Genomic DNA, 16,200 nt, shown 5'->3' on the forward strand with positions numbered 1-16,200 from the left:
CCACTGCGCATTTCTAACCCAGGCCAAGCCCGGCAGCCGTGCGTGTTCGCGGTTTTGCGCGATGCCTGTCAGTGTTTGGCGAAGCAGGTCTCACTGAAAACGCAGCGGCCAGGACAAGCCTGGCCGAAGCGGTATTGCGTGAACTCAGCCAATGCTTAGGCGGAGATCGGGGTACGCCAGTCGTCGGAACCGGAAGTACCGGAGACTTCGTGGGTCCAGACGATTTTGCGGTAGGTGAAGTACACGTCTTCCAGGTGAGTGAAGTGCGACATGTTCGGGTCCTGGCAGTTCGGCATACGCGACTGCACATCAACGATCACGGCATCTTCCAGCTCGATGGTGAAGTAGTGCTCTTGAGTACCGGTGGAGGAAGTGCGGTACCACTCCAGACGGCACTTGGACAGACGCTCACCGGAGGTCAGGGAGTTGAAGATCAGCGGCGAGGATTTGTCGAAGACTTTGGTGATCATCAGCGGCTTGTGCACGCGCTGACCAGTCGGCTGACCGGACTGCGGATCACGCGGGATGATGACCTGGTGGTTGAAGGCTTGAACCAGGATCTGGTCTTCATGACCTTCCTGGAAGATGTTACCGACGGAATCTTCGGTGAAGGTGCCAGCGGTGATCAGGCCTTGTTTGGTGCCTTCGAGGGACAGATACGCGGGTGTTGGCATGAGTGCTTTCCTTGCCTTGGGTCATGGATCTGCAGTGATCCGGGAACTACCCCTATAGCGATAAGCATGCCAATTAAATAAACTCCTTATAAATCAGCGACTTAGTGAAAATAAATTTATATAGCTCAAGACAATGCGCACTGGATCACTGAAAGCTGAGCAAGTTGTTGCGCAAGGCTGCGCAATTTTCTGCGCAGCAGGCTACACGTCAGTATCAGCAAGGCCTGTAGATGGATACCCACAGACTTACCAACAGCCTGTTGCGCAATAAACTGCGCAGCAGGCTGGCACCTCAGGCTCGGCTCACGCCGTGCCGTTAGCCCGGCGACGCCGCTGCAACCAGACCACCAGGGCGAACAGCAGGAAGCCCGGAATCCACATCAGCTCCTTGGTCCAGCGATCCGTTGGCGCGCGAACGCTGATGATTTGCTGATCGAACTCCAGTCCGGCTTCGGCTGCTGGGCTGCCGAAGGTGACGCTGTCGACCAACACCTTGCCGCCCTCTTCATAGGTCAGCAGGCCGAGTTTCTCCAGGCGTTCTTCGCCACTGGCACCGTCCGGCACAGGCAGCAGCAGGCTGAACTCACGGGCATCGCCCACCGCATTCTCCCCCTTAATGCGCAGGCGCAGCTGGCTGCCGTCGGCCACATCACCCAGGGCCTGGGCCAGTTGTGCTGGCGGGATGTCGCGGTAAGGGTCGTGCACGATGTCCATCCAGAAGCCCGGACGGAACAAGGTAAAGGCCACCAACAACAGCAGCACGCCTTCATACCAGCGACTGCGTACCAGGAAGTAGCCCTGGGTGCCGGCCGCGAAGATCAGCATGGCGATGGTTGCCACGATGAAAATCAGCACGCCGTGCCAGAAGTCCACGTCGATCAGCAGCAGGTCAGTGTTGAAGATAAACAGGAACGGCAACACCGCCGTGCGCAGGCTGTAGTAGAAGGCCTGAATGCCGGTCTTGATCGGATCGCCCTTGGACACTGCAGCAGCGGCGAACGAGGCCAGGCCCACCGGCGGCGTCACGTCGGCCATGATGCCGAAGTAGAAAACGAACAGGTGCACGGCGATCAGCGGCACGATCAGGCCATTCTGCTGGCCGAGGGTGACGATCACCGGCACCAGCAGGCTGGATACCACGATGTAGTTGGCGGTGGTCGGCAGGCCCATGCCCAGCACCAGGCTGAAGATCGCCGTCAGTACCAGCATCAGCAACAGGTTGCCCATCGACAGCAGCTCGACCAGATCGGCCAGCACCAGGCCAACCCCGGTTTGCGATACCGCGCCGACGATAATCCCGGCGGCCGCCGTGGCAATACCGATACCGATCATATTGCGCGCGCCAGCAATCAGGCCCTCGCGCAGGTCGATTACGCCATCGATAAACGAGCCGTGGGCATGCGTGCCATCGGTGCGCAACCAGCTCAGCAGAGGACGCTGAGTGAGCAGGATGATTACCAGCATGACGCTGCCCCAGAAGGCCGACAGGCCGGGAGACAGGCGCTCGATCATCAAGCACCAGACCAGCACCACCACCGGCAGCAGAAAGTGCAAGCCAGAGAGCAAGACGGCGCGGGTTTGCGGCAGCTTGTCGAGCGGCGCGTCCGGGTCTTCAGCCGGCAGCACCGGCACGCTGGCGGCGATTTTCAACAGGCCCAGGTAGACCAGCGCCAGCAGCGCGCCGATCCCCGGCAGGGCGTATTCACCCAGCGCCGGCTTGAGCCAGCCGAGGCCGTAATACACCGCCAGCGACAGCCCGCTGATCAGCGCCGCACCGAAGGCGAAACCGGTCAGGCGGCGCAGCCAGGGCTTGGGCTGATGCCCGGGCACCGGCTGCAGGCCGAGCTTGAGGGATTCCAGATGGACGATATACAGCAGGGCGATATAGGAAATTGCTGCCGGCAGGAAGGCGTGCTTGATGATCTCGACATAGGGCATGCCGATGTACTCGACCATCAGAAAGGCCGCCGCGCCCATCACTGGCGGCATGATCTGGCCATTCACCGACGAGGCCACTTCCACCGCACCGGCCTTCTCGGCCGAGAAGCCGGTGCGCTTCATCATCGGGATGGTGAAGGTGCCAGTGGTCACTACGTTGGCAATCGACGAACCGGAAATCAGCCCGGTCAACCCCGATGCCACCACAGCCGCCTTGGCCGGGCCACCGCGGAAGTGACCGAGCATGCTGAAGGCCAGCTGAATAAAGTAATGCCCAGCGCCTGCGCGCTCGAGCAAGGCGCCGAACAGCACGAAGAGAAACACGAAGCTGGTGGACACGCCGAGGGCGATGCCGAACACCCCTTCGGTGGTGATCCACTGGTGGTTGGCCATGGCATTGAAGCTGACCCCACGGTGCGCCAGCATCCCCGGCATATAGGGCCCGGCCAGGCTGTAAACGAGGAACAGCAGGGCGATGATCGCCAGTGGCGGGCCGAGCACGCGGCGGGTGGCTTCCAGCAGCAACGGGATGCCGATGCACGCGGTGAGCATGTCCGCAGTGGTCAGGCTACCGGGGCGCAAGGCCAACTGCTGGTAAAAAATAAACAGGTAGGCGGCGCTGGCGGCAGCGACCAGGCCCAGGGCGATATCCAGCAGCGGTATGCGGTCACGCGGCGATTTGCGAAAGGCCGGGTAGGCGAGAAACGCCAGCAACAGGGCAAACGCCAGGTGGATAGAGCGGGTTTCGGTGTCATTGAACACGCCAATGCCGAACACGAAAGGCAGCGGCGAGGCGATCCACAGTTGAAACAGTGACCAGAGTAGAGCCAGGCCGGTGATCACCTGGGCCATGGCCCCCAGCGGGGTGCGCGCACCGACATCCTGGGCGATCAGTTCTTCGGTGGACAGTTGCTTGTCATGCATGGGTTGAACCTGCATTCGAGAGTACGGAAAACGGCAAAACCCGCAGCCTTGCAGCTGCGGGTTTGCTTATCTGAAAACACTAGCCCGTTTGCACGGGCAGTCACGTAGCCCGAATAAGCCTAGGCGCAATCCGGGTAACGCGGTCCCGGATTGCGCTGGCGCTTATCCGGGCTACACAGGCTTACAGCCAGCCGCGCTCCTTGTAGTAACGCACTGCGCCTTCGTGCAGCGGGGCGCTGAGGCCAACCTTGATCATGTCTTCTTCTTTCAGGTCGGCAAATGCAGGGTGCAGACGCTTGAAGCGATCAATGTTGTCGAATACCGACTTAACCAGCTGGTAGACCACTTCCGGGCTGGCCTTGGCCGAGGTGGAAAGTACCGCCTTGCCGCCAATCGACGGGGTTGGCGCATCGTTGCCCTTGTACACGCCGCCGGGAATATCGGCCTTGGTGTAGTAGCTCTTCTCAGCCAGCAGCTTGTCGATTTCTGCACCCGTCACCGGCACCAGCACCGCGTCGGTGGTGGTGGTGGCTTCCTGGATCGCGCCATTTGGGTGGCCAACGAAGTAGGTCATCGCATCGATATTGTTGTCGCCCAGGGCAGACGCCTGCTCGGCCGGCTTCAGCTCGGCAGCCAGGGAGAACGCCGAGCGGTCCCAGCCTTTGACCTGCATGATCTCTTCCAGGGTGTCGCGCTGACCGGAACCTGGGTTGCCGATGTTGACGCGCTTGCCTTTGAGGTCATCGAAGCTGGCGATCTTGGCATCACGGCGGGCGAGGATGGTGAACACCTCACTCTGCAGCGAGAACACCGCACGGATGTCCTCCATGGCGCCTTCTTTCTCGAACGGCGCAACGCCCTTCATGGCCTTGAACTGGTGGTCCGACTGCATGATGCCGAAGTTGAACTCGCCACTGCGGATGCCGTTGACGTTGGCCACACCGCCACCGCTGGCTGGGGCGTTGCACTTGATACCGTGCTCAGCCGCACCGCGATTGAGGAAACGGCAGATCGATTGACCGGCAACGTAATAAACGCCGGTTTGACCACCGGTGCCGATGGTGACGAATTTCTCTTCGGCCTGTACGGCGCTGCTCAGGGTAATACCTGCGAGTGCAGCCGACAGGGCCCATGCCAGGGATTTACCTTTCATGGGAGTTCTCCTTTTCTGTTTATTGTTGAGCCGGTCGCACCTTTTGAGTGCGCCCGGAAGGACAAGAGTCTAACCGCTCAGCCACAGGTTGCACGGAGTAATACCGGCCGCAGCAGTAACCAAGTGTTTAGCTAGACGTCTTAACGCTACCGCCAAGCCACAGCTTTGGGCAGAATCAGGCCATGTCCAAGCACACACTCGAGTCACAACACACCTCGGTCAGCGCCAGCATCACCCTCGCGGTGCTGCATGCCGCCAGCCGCCTGGGCGTTGATCGCGCCCAACTGATGAGTACCTGCGAGCTGCATGACAATCAGCTTAGCGACCCCGATGCGCGCGTGCCCTTCGCCACTCAGGAACAGCTGTGGCAACAACTTAGCCGTATCGAGCATGCCGAACCCGGCCTGGCCCTGGGCTGCAACCTCGCCCCCGGGCCGTTCAGCGTGCTCGGTTACCTGCTGCAGAGTAGCCCGACCCTCGGGGACGCGCTGGCCGCCGGGCTGCGCTATCAGCGCCTGGTCGGCGAAGGCGGCGAGGTGCAACTGCGTGAACAGGGCGATGAACTGCAACTGCTGTATCGCCCATTGCATCCCGAACTGCCGGCCACCCGCACCCGCGTACTGGCGCTGATGGCCTGCTGGGTACAGATGCTGCATCCGTTGCTGGATAACTGGCAGCTGTTGCGCGCGCAGTTTGTTCACCCAGAGCCGCCGACGCTGGACAGCTACCGCGACACCTTCGCCTGCCCACTGCAGTTTGCCGCCAGTGATTACGGCATCGTCCTGCCGCGCAGTCTGGCCCGCGCGCCGCTGATCCAGGCCAACCCGCCACTGCAAAACCTGCTGCGCCAGCACGCCGAAGCCCTGCTCGCCCGTTTGCCCAGCGAAGGGCTAAGCGCCCGCGTGGTGGCTTTGCTCGGTGAACAATTGGCGCGCGGCGAGCCGGATCGCAGCGAACTGGCGCGCCATCTGCACCTGAGCGAACGCACCCTGCAACGACGCCTGGCCGACGAAGGCTGCAACTACCAGCAACTGCTGAATGACACCCGCCAGCAACTGGCCGAACAACACCTCAGCAGCGGCGACTTACCCGCCGCAGAAATCGCCCTGCTGCTGGGCTACTCGGAGCCCAGCGTATTTTTTCGCGCGTTTCGCCAATGGACTGGGCTAACGCCGGGTGAATATCGGGCGCGGCAGAAAGCTCAGTAACTCGCTGTTAGGGAAGACAACTTATGGACGCTGAAGAGGAATTATCACTACTGGATGCACTTCGAGGCCTGGCAATGCTTCAGCTAGAGTTCTTGCGCCTTGCACTTTTCGTGGCATCCCAAGGCCCCAGTACCTACGAAGGTGAAACGCTAACTTGCAGCCTTCCAGACGCACAACGACGCACAAGCACGCTACTAGCAATGGGAGCAGGGCAATCCGTCCAGTCACTCCTGCACATTGCTAAACAACGCGGAATTCCTGTCCGCGACGCCTACCCAATCGCACGCTCGGCAATCGAGTCTTTCGTGAATGCCAGCTACCTCCTTGCAGAGTCAAATGTGGTTGCAGACCGAGCCATTAGGTACATCGAATTCGCCACTTGGCGGCAACACAATCGAAAATTTGGAAGTGGTGAATACTCGATTGAAGTTCGCTCAGACCCTGACCCAGCATCAACACTCGCTACCAAATTTCCCGAATTCACGGGCAAAGGAAACGGAAGCTGGACCAACCTAGATATGCCAAGCCGTATCAGACGGGTAGGCGAACTTGCGGGGCGTAAAGCTGGATCGCGGTTACTCGCGGCATATGGGCTGACCTACTCACTCTCATCAGAGATTATTCACGGTTCTCCCTTTGGCGCGAGCTTCTTTTACTCAGCCCACCTCAATGGAGAGCACTCCACCGAGGCATTCGTTGCAGGAACGGTTCGGCAGCTGGAGGAGGTATTCATTGCAGTTCTTCACGCTGGATGTGGTTACCTGGCCGCCTTCTTCGAAAAGCAACAAATGCGCGCGCCGCTTGAGGCAGAAGAGAAGCTTTTCAAACGGCTCATGGAGCTGAGCACCAAATCCGCATCAGTGTTTCCTCAGTCGTCGCCTTCTCAGAACTGATTTCGGCCTTCATAGATACAGCGCTTAACAGAAGGAATGGGAAATGCTGTGGTTCAAATCGCTCTCTGGGCGGGCTAAAGCCCACCCCTCACAAATCCTTAAATCCCCTGCGCCCGCAAAAACGCCAGAAACGCCTCGCGCGAGCTATAGCGTGGGCTAAAGCCGAAGTCCTGTTTTAGCCGGCGGTTGCTCAGTACCGGGCGATAGCGCAGAAAATCCACCTGCTCCGGGCCGTAGGGGCTTAGGCCCAGGGGTTTGAGCACGCGTAACGCGGTGCGAATCAGCCAGGCCGGTAAGGCGCGGTAGGGTTTGTTAAGCAGCTCGGCGATTTCCTTGAGCGATAGCGCGCCATCACCGGCCAGATTGAAGATGCCGGCGCTCTGCTGGCGCAGGCCGCGGCAGATGATGTCCACCACATCCTGATCCCAGATAAACACGAAGCGGCTGTCGCTGCCGCGAATGCCCAGCACTGCGGGTTTCTTGAACAGCTCGGTGATCTGGTTGTTCACCTGTTTGCCGAGGATGGTGCCGGGGCGCAGCACCAGCTGTTTGAGTTGCGGATGCTGCACCCGCGCTTCGGCCAGCAGCAACTCGACTTCACGTTTGTGCTTAGCGTAAGCGAACTGCGCATGGCCACGCAGCGGCTGGTCTTCATCCAGCCATTCGGCATTCTGCGGGTCATAGCCGTAGGCGGCGCCGGAGCTGGTAACGATCAGCTGCTCGACGCCATGGGCCGCAGCCGCCTGGATCAGCGCCTGGGTGCCGCCGACATCGATGGCATGCAACTGCGCCTCGCTCATACCCGGCGGCGGCGTGACCACCGAGGCCAGGTGAACAATCGCCTGCGGCTGCCAGGTCGCTACGCAGTCTTCCACGGCCGCCGGCTGGCTGATATCGAGCAGCACCGGTTCGATATTCAGCTTCATCCCCGCGCGGTTCTGCGGGCGGATATCGGCGGCAATCAGCAGCCACTGCGGATGCTGAATGGCCAGTTGGTTAAGCAGCTGCTGGCCGATATAACCGGCTGCACCTGTGATCAAGACGCGCATGTAACTCTCCATAACGCAGCGCGGCCCCATGGCGCGGGCGCTGTGTTTTCAGCGAATGTGTTTACCCATTGCAGGCTATCCGCTGGGTTATGGGGCGGCAGTGGCAAGGCTGGCCAAACAGCGTGGCCAAAGGCGACAGATGCGTGTGCCCTGGCCGGCTGGGCGCGCTATGCTCTGCGCCCGCCATTCGCCCAGGTATGCCCGCCATGAGCCAAGCCGAACAGAACCTGCGTATCGACTACATCGAGTTCGCCGCCGTCGACCTGCCGACGCTTAAGCAGTTCTATGCACAGGTTTTCGGCTGGCGCTTTACCGACTACGGCCCGCACTACAGCAGCTTTACCGACGGGCGCATGACGGGCGGCTTTACCACCGACAGCGCAGCAGGTGTCGGCCCTTTGGTGGTGATTTACGCCACGGATCTGGAAGGCGTGTGTGCCCAGGTGGCCGCAGCGGGTGGGCAGATCACTCAGGCAATCTTCAGCTTCCCCGGCGGGCGACGCTTTGAATTCAGCGACCCAAGCGGTAATCGCCTGGCTGTCTGGTCGGAATAATCGAGTTCAATTTATGCCTGCGTGGAAACAACTGATCTTCAAGCTGGTGGCGCTGATTCAGCGCAACCCCGGGCTGGTCGCGATCTTTGGCTTTGCCTCGGGCTTGGCGAGCTTTCTGCTGGTCGAGCGGCATGCCGAACTGGCGCAGATTTTGGCGCTGGTGATGCTGGTCAGCTGGTTGTGGCTGATTCTGGAAAACATCCTGCGCGAGCGTATCGCCCAGTGGTTCGGCTTCGAGTTGCCGCCGCCGCTGCTGCGCTACGCGACGCAGATGATCCACCAGGAGAGCCTGTTCTTCGTTCTGCCGTTCTTCTTTATCACCACCACCTGGAACAGCGGCCAGCTGCTGTTCAGCGGCCTGCTGGCCAGCGCGGCGCTGATTTCGATTATCGACCCGCTGTACTACCGCTGGCTGGCGCCCAAGCGCTGGCTGTTTCTCGCCTATCACACCCTGGCGCTGTTCGCCGTGCTGCTCACGGCGCTGCCGATCATCTTCAAGCTGACCACGCCGCAGAGTTATCAACTGGCCCTGGCGGCAGCGGTGTTGCTGTCGTTCCCTTCGCTGTTTGCGATCATCACCGTGCAACGTTGGTGGCGCGGCCTGCTGTTGGTGGGCATGACCCTGGCCATCGGCGCGGGCGGCTGGCTGGCGCGCGCCTGGGTGCCGCCGGCAACCCTGTGGCTGACCGAGGTGGCGGTGACCAGCGAATTCGACAACCTGAAGCGCGCGCCGGGCGAAAGCATCAAGCAGCTGAGCGTGGCGCAACTGCGCAGCCAGGGCCTGTTCGCCTACACCGCGATCAATGCGCCGCGCGGCCTGAACGAACGGATTTATCACGTCTGGCGCCGCGATGGCGGTGAAGTCGAGCGCATCGCCCTGGATATCCACGGCGGGCGCAAGGAAGGCTACCGTGCCTGGACCCACAAAAAGAACTTCCCCGCCGACGCCGTGGGCCGCTGGCAGGTGCAGGTGCTGACCGAAGCCGGGCAGATGATCGGTGTGCTGCGGTTTAAGGTGGTGGAATAACCACCGATAAACCTATTTGAGCGTCGTAGCCCGGATGCAATCCGGGAAGCGCTGTCAGCAGAACAATCGCTCCCCGGATTGCATCCGGGCTACAGGGTTGTACTGGCTTTAGCCGAAGAACCAGTAGCAGACGAAGATGGCCGCCACCACGCCGGCAAACTCGGCGAGCAGTGCGCAGCCCACGGCGTGGCGCACGCGCTGGATGCCGACCGCGCCGAAGTACACGGCCAGCACATAGAAGGTGGTTTCCGTGCTGCCCTGGATGGTCGCCGCCACCAGTGCGGCAAAGCTGTCGACGCCCTGGGTCTGCATGGTTTCAATCAGCATGGCGCGCGCGGCGCTGCCGGAGAAGGGTTTGACCAGCGCGGTGGGCAGCGCGTCGACAAAACGCGTATCCCAACCCACCACCTCGACCAGCCAGCGAATGCCATCGAGGCCGAATTCCAGCGCACCGGATGCTCGCAGCACGCCAATCGCGCAGAGCATCGCCACCAGGTAGGGCAGCAGGCTCTTGGCCACGTCGAAGCCTTCCTTCGCGCCTTCGACAAACTCCTCGTACACCGCCACCTTCTTCAGCGCGCCGAGCAGCAGAAATAGCAGGACGATGCCGAACAGCGTGAGGTTACCGGCCAGCGACGAGAGGGCCGCCAGCGCTGTGGCGGACATGGTCGCCAACACGGCCATAAAGCTGCCCAGCAGCAGCGCGCCGGGAACCAGATACGCCAGCACCACCGGGTCCCAAAGACGCAGGCGCTGCATCAGCGCCACCGACAGCAGGCCGACCAGGGTCGAGGCACTGGTGGCCAGCAGGATCGGCAGAAACACCAGGGTCGGATCAGGCGCACCTTGCTGGGCGCGGTACATAAAGATGGTCACCGGCAGCAGGGTCAGCGACGAGGCGTTGAGCACCAGAAACAGGATCTGCGCATTACTCGCCGTGGTGCTGCTGGGGTTGAGGGTCTGCAGGGCGCGCATGGCTTTCAGGCCAATCGGCGTGGCGGCGTTGTCCAGGCCCAGGCCATTGGCGGCGAAGTTCATGGTGATCAGGCCGAGGGCCGGGTGGCCGCGCGGCACTTCCGGCATCAGCCGCGCAAACAGCGGACCGAGCATGCGCGCCAGGGCATCGACCAAGCCGGCTTTCTCAGCGATGCGCAGCAGGCCGAGCCAGAGGGTTAAGGTGCCGAACAGCAGCACCATAACCTCAACCGACAGCTTGGCCATGGCAAACAGGCTTTCGACCATGGCGGCGAATACCGCCGGGTCGTCACCGAGCAACCAGCGCGACAGCCCGGCCAGCGCCGCCACCACGAAAAACCCCAGCCACAGCCAATTGAGCATGCCGTATCTCCCCCAGATCAATGGGCGCGATGATAGCGCGGCTTAGCAGGCTGTTGAAAAACTACCTGCGTTGCCATCGCGGCGTTAAAAACAGCCTCGGCAAGCCGCTTGCGGCTAACGCGCTTTAGCGCGACCCGAAGGGCGAGTGGAACGAGTAATGCTCATTTACAACTCGTAAACTCCGCTTTTTCGCCTGTTTTTGCCTTGCGCTGGCTGCCTCGCCAACGTTTTTCAACGGCCTGTTAAGAGAGGCTGGGGTGGGGGGTTAACCGATATGCCGCGCTTAAGCCGCGAGCCATACAACCACTAGCAATCGGAGGGCGGAGATGGCGAAGCTTTGTCCGCCGCAGCGGGCGCTTTCACAACCGCTCAGCCGTACTCACAGCGCGCCATGGCCCCACCGAACGCCCACTAAGCGCCGACCAGTACCAAGCTGAGTTATCGCTAAAACTCTGCCCGGCGGCGTCCTCGATGTACTCGCATACACGCAGATCGACGCCACGACCACTGGCGACAAAACAGCGCTGCAAGCCGGCGCCATCACTGCGTTGCTCCAGATGGATGGCCTGAATGCGATAACCCAAACCGCGGTAGCAATCCGCAGCCGGATGCAACTTACGCGTGGGGCGAGTCACATGGCGCAGCGTGACCGCCCGCGCGCCCGTGCTAAAACGGGCGATAGCGCCGGGAAACTGCGCGGCGAAACGCTGCTCCACCGCTGACAAGGCCAACGGTTGCAATGGCTCACCAGCGTATTGCGCCGGCCACTCGACAAAGCTGCCGTACCTTGGCTCAACAGCCGCAGGCGCTGCCAACAGCGGCCATAGCGCCACGGCCACGAACGCCGTGAGCAACACCACTTGCAACGCCGGCTGCAGCGACGGCCGGTGGCCCGGCAGCTCAGTCGCCTGTGGCGCAAGCGTGACTTCGTGGGCCATGCCATTCGCCATCATATAGCGCAGCACCAGCGCACAAACGCCGACGAACACCAACAAGCCGGTGCCTTCGTGCATCCAGCTCGGCCAATCCAAACGCCCGGTTTCCTGCAGAATCAGCAGGCTATTGCGCAGAATATTGCCGGCCAGTATCAGCACCCCGAGCAGCGGCAAACGGCGCAGTAACTGGCGATCACCCATGCGTAGCCAGGCGGCGGTGGCGAACGCGGTGAAGTAGGCGACCCAGGCCATCTGAATGCCCGAACAGGGCGCATCGACCATGATGAGTTGTCCGGCCACCTCCAGGGTGCTGCCTTGGCGTTGTACCTCGAGCCCGCCGGCGCGCAGCAACCAGGCGCTGACCTCGGCGGTCAGCACCCGCAGCGGATAACCGATAAAGAACTGCAAGGACGACATGATCGGCAGCGCCAACAAGCCCAACCCCAGCCAGGCCAGCAGCGCCTGACCCGGCGCGCGCAGGGCCAACACCGCGACGAATAGCGTCAGCACCGCCAGCACCGCGCGCAATAGCGGCGGCAAGCCTGGCGCCAACCCGGTCGCAGCACAGAGCAGCAATGTCAGCAGCAGCCAGGGCAGCCGCGGAGCGTCCAGCAACTGACGGCGCTCGCGCCAGAGCATCAGCACTAACGCAAGCAGCGCGACTATGCCGAACGGATCGTCGGAGCCATCGCTCATGCGCCGCGCGCTCCACTGCCACACCGGCCATAGCGCCAGGGTCGGCAGCAGCAACCACAGCCACGCCGGCGCGCGCGACCAAGCCACGGGGAGCTCGCGCATCATTTACACCTGCTCCTGGCGGGCATGCTGGCGCGCCAGCATGCCCAGGGCCAGGGCCGCGACCAGCAACATCAGCCAGACGCTCGGTTCAGGCGTACTCGACACCAGCGCACCTATTGCCTGGTTGCTCACGCCCTGAGGCAGCGGCAAAGGCTGTTTGACGCTGGCGGCAGCGGCCGGATCGGGGTTGCGCACCTGTTCGTCCACGGCGATAAACGAGGTGTAGGCCGTCAACAGGTTGTATTTCAGACCCAGGTCGAGAATCGCCTGGCTATGGGCGTAGTCGCCTTCGAGGGTTTCCTGATCGGTAAGGCTGGCAACCTTATGCCGTGCCCATAAATAGCCCAGCGCCTGATTGCTCGCGCTGGCCATCTCGGGCCTGATCGGCACTTCAACTCGATACGGCCCGGCAGCGCCGCGCCCTTCCACCTGCAGGCTGCCGCGCGCCTCGCCGCGCCATTTGCCGAACACCACCAGCGGCCGTTGGGCGAACAGATCCGGTAAGGCCACGGGTTCGACGTCATAAACCTCCAAGCCATCGAAGCGCACCTGGGGGTTGGCCAGCACAGGCGCATCAATCATCTGCCGAAAGCGCTCGGCCTGCTCGTCCGCCGCCGCATCATTGAGGACTACGAAGGGCTCGCCTTGCCCGGCCCGCGCGAGGCCCTCGATCAGCTGACGATTGACCGAGCTACCAATACCGAAGGCGAACATATTGGCCTTGTCTAGATTGTTGCGCACCAGCTCGAAGGCCTCGCGTTCCACCGACACAAAACCATCGGTGACCACGACAAAGCTGCGCGCCCGCTCGGGATCGCTCGGCACCGCCAGAGCCTTGCGCAACGCCGGCAGCAACTCGGTGCCGCCCGAGCCCATCTGGGTATCGAGCATATCCAGCGCAGTCGCGATATTCGCCGAGGTGGCCGCCTGGGACTTGTCGGCGAGCATGCTGCTACTGCCAGAGAACAACAGCACATTGAAGCTGTCGACCGGGCGCAAACGCCCGAGCAGATTCTTCAGCAGGCGCTTGGTGGTATCCAGCGGGAAGCCATGCATGGAGCCGGAAATATCCACCACGAAGATATATTCGCGCGGCACCAGCATCTTGCTTTGCACCTTCGCCGGCGGTGCGATCAGCGCCAGAAAGAAGTTCTCCTCGGCGCCCGTGGACAGCAGCACACCGCTCTCGAAACTGGCGCTGCTCAAGCGATAGTCGAGGACGAAATCGCGGTTGTTGCTCTGCCCCGCGTCGGCGCCCAGGCTGACGGTAGCCTCGCTCGGCTTGGCCTGCAGCACCTTGATCCTGTGGCTCGGCGAGCGGATATCGGACAGCGGCACCGGCGATTGCAACTCGACCGAGAGCGAAAAAGCATCACGCGTCGCTTCGCCTTCGGCCAGATAAGGCGTGCTGACCCAGGGCCCGGCCTTGTGACTCTCGCTGCCGGCACTGCCGTTGTAGCGCGGCCCGACTACGGTGGGAAAGACGAAACTGTATACGCCATCGGTGGGCAGCAGCAGCTCGGTATAACGCAGCTCCACATCGACCACATCGCCGGGCAGGATATTGGCGACATTCATCTGGAATACATTCTCGCGGTGCTGTTCGAGCAGGGCCGCGGTCTTGCCAGCGCTCTTGGCCTCTTGGTACTCCTTCTGCGCCTTCTGCTTCTCGCGGATCTGCGCGCGCAGCTCGCGATCGCCCAGGCGTACGGTCATGCCGTACACCGCCGCGCGGGTCGAGCCGGGAAACACATAACGCGCCTCAAGCGCCCGCGTGCCCTCGTTGCGGTATTGCTGAACGACCCGCACATCGGCGATCACCCCCAATACCCGCACCTCGACTTTGGTGGCCTTGAGCGGTAAACGATCCACTGCGGGATCGTCGCTCTGTACCGCGAAATAAGGACTTTCGCTGTGCTCGGCGGCGGATTGCTCACTGGCCAGCGCGGGCTGCGACAGAACCAAGACGATCAGCAGTACAAGCCGGCGACCGACGCTGACCTTAGGAATGGATAAACAATGAAACATGGCGAAGCTCCCCGTAAGTTATGCACACACGGGAGCCATGCTGAGGTCGCTTTGTGGTGGGAGTTTGCAGTCACTATGGCGATTGTGTGGATTCTTGCATCCATAGATCGCCATAACGCAGCTGCGCCGCTTAGCAGGCCGTTGAGAAACGTAGACGAGACAGCCGAGACAAGACAAAAAATCTAGGAAGCGCAGTTCACGTGTTGTACATGAGCATTACTCGCTCTACTCGCCCTTCGGGCCGCGCTAATAGCGCGTTAGCCGCAAGCGGCTTCCGACCGGGCTGGCGCACCAGCCTGTTTTTAACGCAGCAGAGCCGACGCGCAGCAGATCGGAAAGAGAGTCTTAGTACCAGTTCGGGTCACTTCTCAGCTGCTCTTGCAGCAACTGTTGGGTGGCTTCGTCCGGGTCGCCGAGCCAGCGCAGGGTGGCGTGCTGGCTGGGGGCCTTGTCCGTCGGCAGGCCGTCGGGCAACTGCACATAGAGGGCGTAGGCGTCCTCCTTGTCCCAGCTGAAGGCTACATAGAGGCGCTGATTGAAGCAGTTGTGCTCTTCACACAGCTGGCCGACCAGGTACTTGTCACCGTCGTCATCCAGGCCCTGCATGGGGCTGGCGATGCCGTTGAGGTTCATCACCCAGTCCGGCAGACGGCTTTCCTCTTGCACCAGCTCCTGCCAGCTTTGCTGATAAGCAGGGTCGCTGGCGAGCAATTCATTGAGGCGGAATTGGCCATCGGTGTCCGCGGCCAAAGCCGCCGCACTGCCGCCCAGTAACAGGGCGGCAAGCAGCGTCTTGATGGTCATGGCGGCTCCTCTATCCACGTGGGCGACGACCCATGATGAACGAGACGATAAACATCACCAGGAACACCACGAAGAGAATCTTCGCGATACCCGTGGCGGTGCCGGCGATACCACCGAAGCCCAGGACTGCAGCGATGATGGCGATAATCAGAAAGGTAATGGCCCAACTCAGCATGGCGATACTCCTTGTTTACTCAGGTGTGCGCCGCAGCGCGTGAAGACCCGGTGTGGCACACACCACACCGGAACGGACTCACTGCATGGACTGTTTCAGGGTGCGCATGCGGTCATGGTTGGCGCGTACTTTCGGCATTTCTGCAGTCAGTAGGGCTTGCACGTCCGGCTCAGCGCTTTCCAGAGCATCCTCGAAGGCATGCAGGATGCGGTCTTCGGCTTCTTCCAGCTGCGCCACGTAGGTGGCTTCGGTGTCGCTGACCAGGGTCGCCTTGGTATCGGCGTAAACCTGACGTAGCTTGCCGACAAAGGTGCCGCCGCTGGCCGGGATTTCCTGGTTGGCGGCAACTTTTACCGACAGCGCGCGGATCAGCTCGCTCTTGCTCTGCGACATATCGCGGAACAGCACCTGCAGGCGCACGTCCTTCACTTCATCGTGGGCGTGCTGATAAAAGCGCTGGCCGTCACGGGTGATTTCGATCAGTTCGTTGAGTTGCTCGGTGGTAGTACTCATGGTGATTCTCCTGTGAGTTGTAGCGGCTGCCCAGATGACGGGGCAGCCTCAGACAACAGGTAGCGGCCGCCATGGCCGCTGCCCGGATGGATCAACAAGCCGTTGAAAACGTAGGCGAGGCAGCCAGCGCAAGGCAAAAACAGGCGAAAAAGCGGAGTTTACGAGCTGTAAATGAGCATTTTGAGCCTG

General features: G+C 61.6%; 14 protein-coding genes. 4 read left to right on the forward strand and 10 right to left on the reverse strand.

Features of this window, described 5'->3' with window-relative positions:
- Positions 1-155: 155 nt before the first annotated feature.
- The 3 genes from P3C18_RS00275 to P3C18_RS00285 all read right to left on the reverse strand — a co-directional run bounded on the left by P3C18_RS00275 (position 156) and on the right by P3C18_RS00285 (position 4,689).
- Positions 156-674 (reverse strand): Hcp family type VI secretion system effector, encoded by a 519-nt coding sequence (locus P3C18_RS00275; RefSeq protein WP_108490538.1) that lies wholly within the window; start codon positions 672-674, stop codon positions 156-158.
- 303 nt (positions 675-977) lie between these two features.
- Entirely contained in the window at positions 978-3,536 is a 2,559-nt protein-coding gene (locus P3C18_RS00280; protein WP_275959891.1) for a TRAP transporter permease, read from the reverse strand.
- A gap of 181 nt (positions 3,537-3,717) precedes the next feature.
- Positions 3,718-4,689: a TAXI family TRAP transporter solute-binding subunit gene (locus P3C18_RS00285; RefSeq protein WP_275959892.1), complete on the reverse strand. Its 972-nt coding sequence runs from the start codon at positions 4,687-4,689 to the stop codon at positions 3,718-3,720.
- Positions 4,690-4,871: 182 nt separating this feature from the next.
- On the opposite strand from P3C18_RS00285, the gene P3C18_RS00290 reads away from it, so the two are divergent.
- Both P3C18_RS00290 and P3C18_RS00295 read left to right on the forward strand, forming a co-directional pair.
- The gene (locus tag P3C18_RS00290) at positions 4,872-5,897 is read left to right on the forward strand and encodes an AraC family transcriptional regulator (protein ID WP_275959893.1); all 1,026 of its coding nucleotides are present in this window, start codon (positions 4,872-4,874) and stop codon (positions 5,895-5,897) included.
- A 23-nt stretch (positions 5,898-5,920) separates the two neighbouring features.
- Positions 5,921-6,790, forward strand: coding sequence for a DUF5677 domain-containing protein (locus P3C18_RS00295; protein ID WP_275959894.1), 870 nt, complete (start codon positions 5,921-5,923; stop codon positions 6,788-6,790).
- Positions 6,791-6,888: 98 nt separating this feature from the next.
- Here P3C18_RS00295 and P3C18_RS00300 read toward each other — a convergent pair whose 3' ends face one another.
- The gene (locus P3C18_RS00300; RefSeq protein WP_275959895.1) at positions 6,889-7,839 is read right to left on the reverse strand and encodes an SDR family oxidoreductase; all 951 of its coding nucleotides are present in this window, start codon (positions 7,837-7,839) and stop codon (positions 6,889-6,891) included.
- Positions 7,840-8,045: 206 nt separating this feature from the next.
- Between P3C18_RS00300 and P3C18_RS00305 the strand changes: the two genes are divergently transcribed.
- Both P3C18_RS00305 and P3C18_RS00310 read left to right on the forward strand, forming a co-directional pair.
- Entirely contained in the window at positions 8,046-8,393 is a 348-nt protein-coding gene (locus tag P3C18_RS00305; protein ID WP_275959896.1) for a VOC family protein, read from the forward strand.
- Between the two features lie 13 nt (positions 8,394-8,406).
- Complete coding sequence (locus tag P3C18_RS00310; RefSeq protein WP_275959897.1) at positions 8,407-9,420, forward strand: DUF5924 family protein; 1,014 nt, start codon at positions 8,407-8,409, stop codon at positions 9,418-9,420.
- A 108-nt stretch (positions 9,421-9,528) separates the two neighbouring features.
- On the opposite strand, the gene P3C18_RS00315 is transcribed toward P3C18_RS00310, so the two are convergent.
- From P3C18_RS00315 to P3C18_RS00340, 6 genes are all read right to left on the reverse strand, one after another.
- Positions 9,529-10,758 (reverse strand): spore maturation protein, encoded by a 1,230-nt coding sequence (locus tag P3C18_RS00315; RefSeq protein WP_275959898.1) that lies wholly within the window; start codon positions 10,756-10,758, stop codon positions 9,529-9,531.
- 359 nt (positions 10,759-11,117) lie between these two features.
- A complete protein-coding gene (gene xrtQ, locus P3C18_RS00320; protein ID WP_275959899.1) occupies positions 11,118-12,491 on the reverse strand; it encodes an exosortase Q in 1,374 nt (457 codons plus the stop codon).
- A gap of 3 nt (positions 12,492-12,494) precedes the next feature.
- On the reverse strand, positions 12,495-14,519 hold the full coding sequence (locus P3C18_RS00325) for a VIT domain-containing protein (RefSeq protein ID WP_275959900.1): 2,025 nt from the start codon (positions 14,517-14,519) through the stop codon (positions 12,495-12,497).
- A 345-nt stretch (positions 14,520-14,864) separates the two neighbouring features.
- Positions 14,865-15,323 carry an inhibitor of vertebrate lysozyme family protein gene (locus tag P3C18_RS00330; protein WP_275959901.1) on the reverse strand — a complete coding sequence of 153 codons (459 nt, stop codon included), beginning with the start codon at positions 15,321-15,323 and terminating at the stop codon, positions 14,865-14,867.
- A gap of 10 nt (positions 15,324-15,333) precedes the next feature.
- A complete protein-coding gene (locus tag P3C18_RS00335; RefSeq protein WP_090379030.1) occupies positions 15,334-15,498 on the reverse strand; it encodes a DUF1328 domain-containing protein in 165 nt (54 codons plus the stop codon).
- 78 nt (positions 15,499-15,576) lie between these two features.
- The gene (locus P3C18_RS00340) at positions 15,577-16,011 is read right to left on the reverse strand and encodes a PA2169 family four-helix-bundle protein (RefSeq protein WP_275959902.1); all 435 of its coding nucleotides are present in this window, start codon (positions 16,009-16,011) and stop codon (positions 15,577-15,579) included.
- Positions 16,012-16,200 lie beyond the last annotated feature (189 nt).

Source organism: Pseudomonas sp. 1928-m, from assembly GCF_029269135.1.
In the GTDB taxonomy this organism is placed as follows: domain Bacteria; phylum Pseudomonadota; class Gammaproteobacteria; order Pseudomonadales; family Pseudomonadaceae; genus Aquipseudomonas.

Bases quoted from the DNA above. Each gene is read 5' to 3' on its own strand.
- P3C18_RS00330 (WP_275959901.1), bottom strand. From the start codon at position 15,323: ATGACCATCAAGACGCTGCTTGCCGCCCTGTTACTGGGCGGCAGTGCG.
- P3C18_RS00285 (WP_275959892.1), bottom strand. From the start codon at position 4,689: ATGAAAGGTAAATCCCTGGCATGGGCCCTGTCGGCTGCACTCGCAGGT.
- P3C18_RS00340 (WP_275959902.1), bottom strand. From the start codon at position 16,011: ATGAGTACTACCACCGAGCAACTCAACGAACTGATCGAAATCACCCGT.
- P3C18_RS00310 (WP_275959897.1), top strand. From the start codon at position 8,407: ATGCCTGCGTGGAAACAACTGATCTTCAAGCTGGTGGCGCTGATTCAG.
- P3C18_RS00295 (WP_275959894.1), top strand. From the start codon at position 5,921: ATGGACGCTGAAGAGGAATTATCACTACTGGATGCACTTCGAGGCCTG.
- P3C18_RS00315 (WP_275959898.1), bottom strand. From the start codon at position 10,758: ATGCTCAATTGGCTGTGGCTGGGGTTTTTCGTGGTGGCGGCGCTGGCC.
- xrtQ (WP_275959899.1), bottom strand. From the start codon at position 12,491: ATGCGCGAGCTCCCCGTGGCTTGGTCGCGCGCGCCGGCGTGGCTGTGG.
- P3C18_RS00275 (WP_108490538.1), bottom strand. From the start codon at position 674: ATGCCAACACCCGCGTATCTGTCCCTCGAAGGCACCAAACAAGGCCTG.
- P3C18_RS00280 (WP_275959891.1), bottom strand. From the start codon at position 3,536: ATGCATGACAAGCAACTGTCCACCGAAGAACTGATCGCCCAGGATGTC.
- P3C18_RS00335 (WP_090379030.1), bottom strand. From the start codon at position 15,498: ATGCTGAGTTGGGCCATTACCTTTCTGATTATCGCCATCATCGCTGCA.
- P3C18_RS00325 (WP_275959900.1), bottom strand. From the start codon at position 14,519: ATGTTTCATTGTTTATCCATTCCTAAGGTCAGCGTCGGTCGCCGGCTT.
- P3C18_RS00290 (WP_275959893.1), top strand. From the start codon at position 4,872: ATGTCCAAGCACACACTCGAGTCACAACACACCTCGGTCAGCGCCAGC.
- P3C18_RS00305 (WP_275959896.1), top strand. From the start codon at position 8,046: ATGAGCCAAGCCGAACAGAACCTGCGTATCGACTACATCGAGTTCGCC.
- P3C18_RS00300 (WP_275959895.1), bottom strand. From the start codon at position 7,839: ATGCGCGTCTTGATCACAGGTGCAGCCGGTTATATCGGCCAGCAGCTG.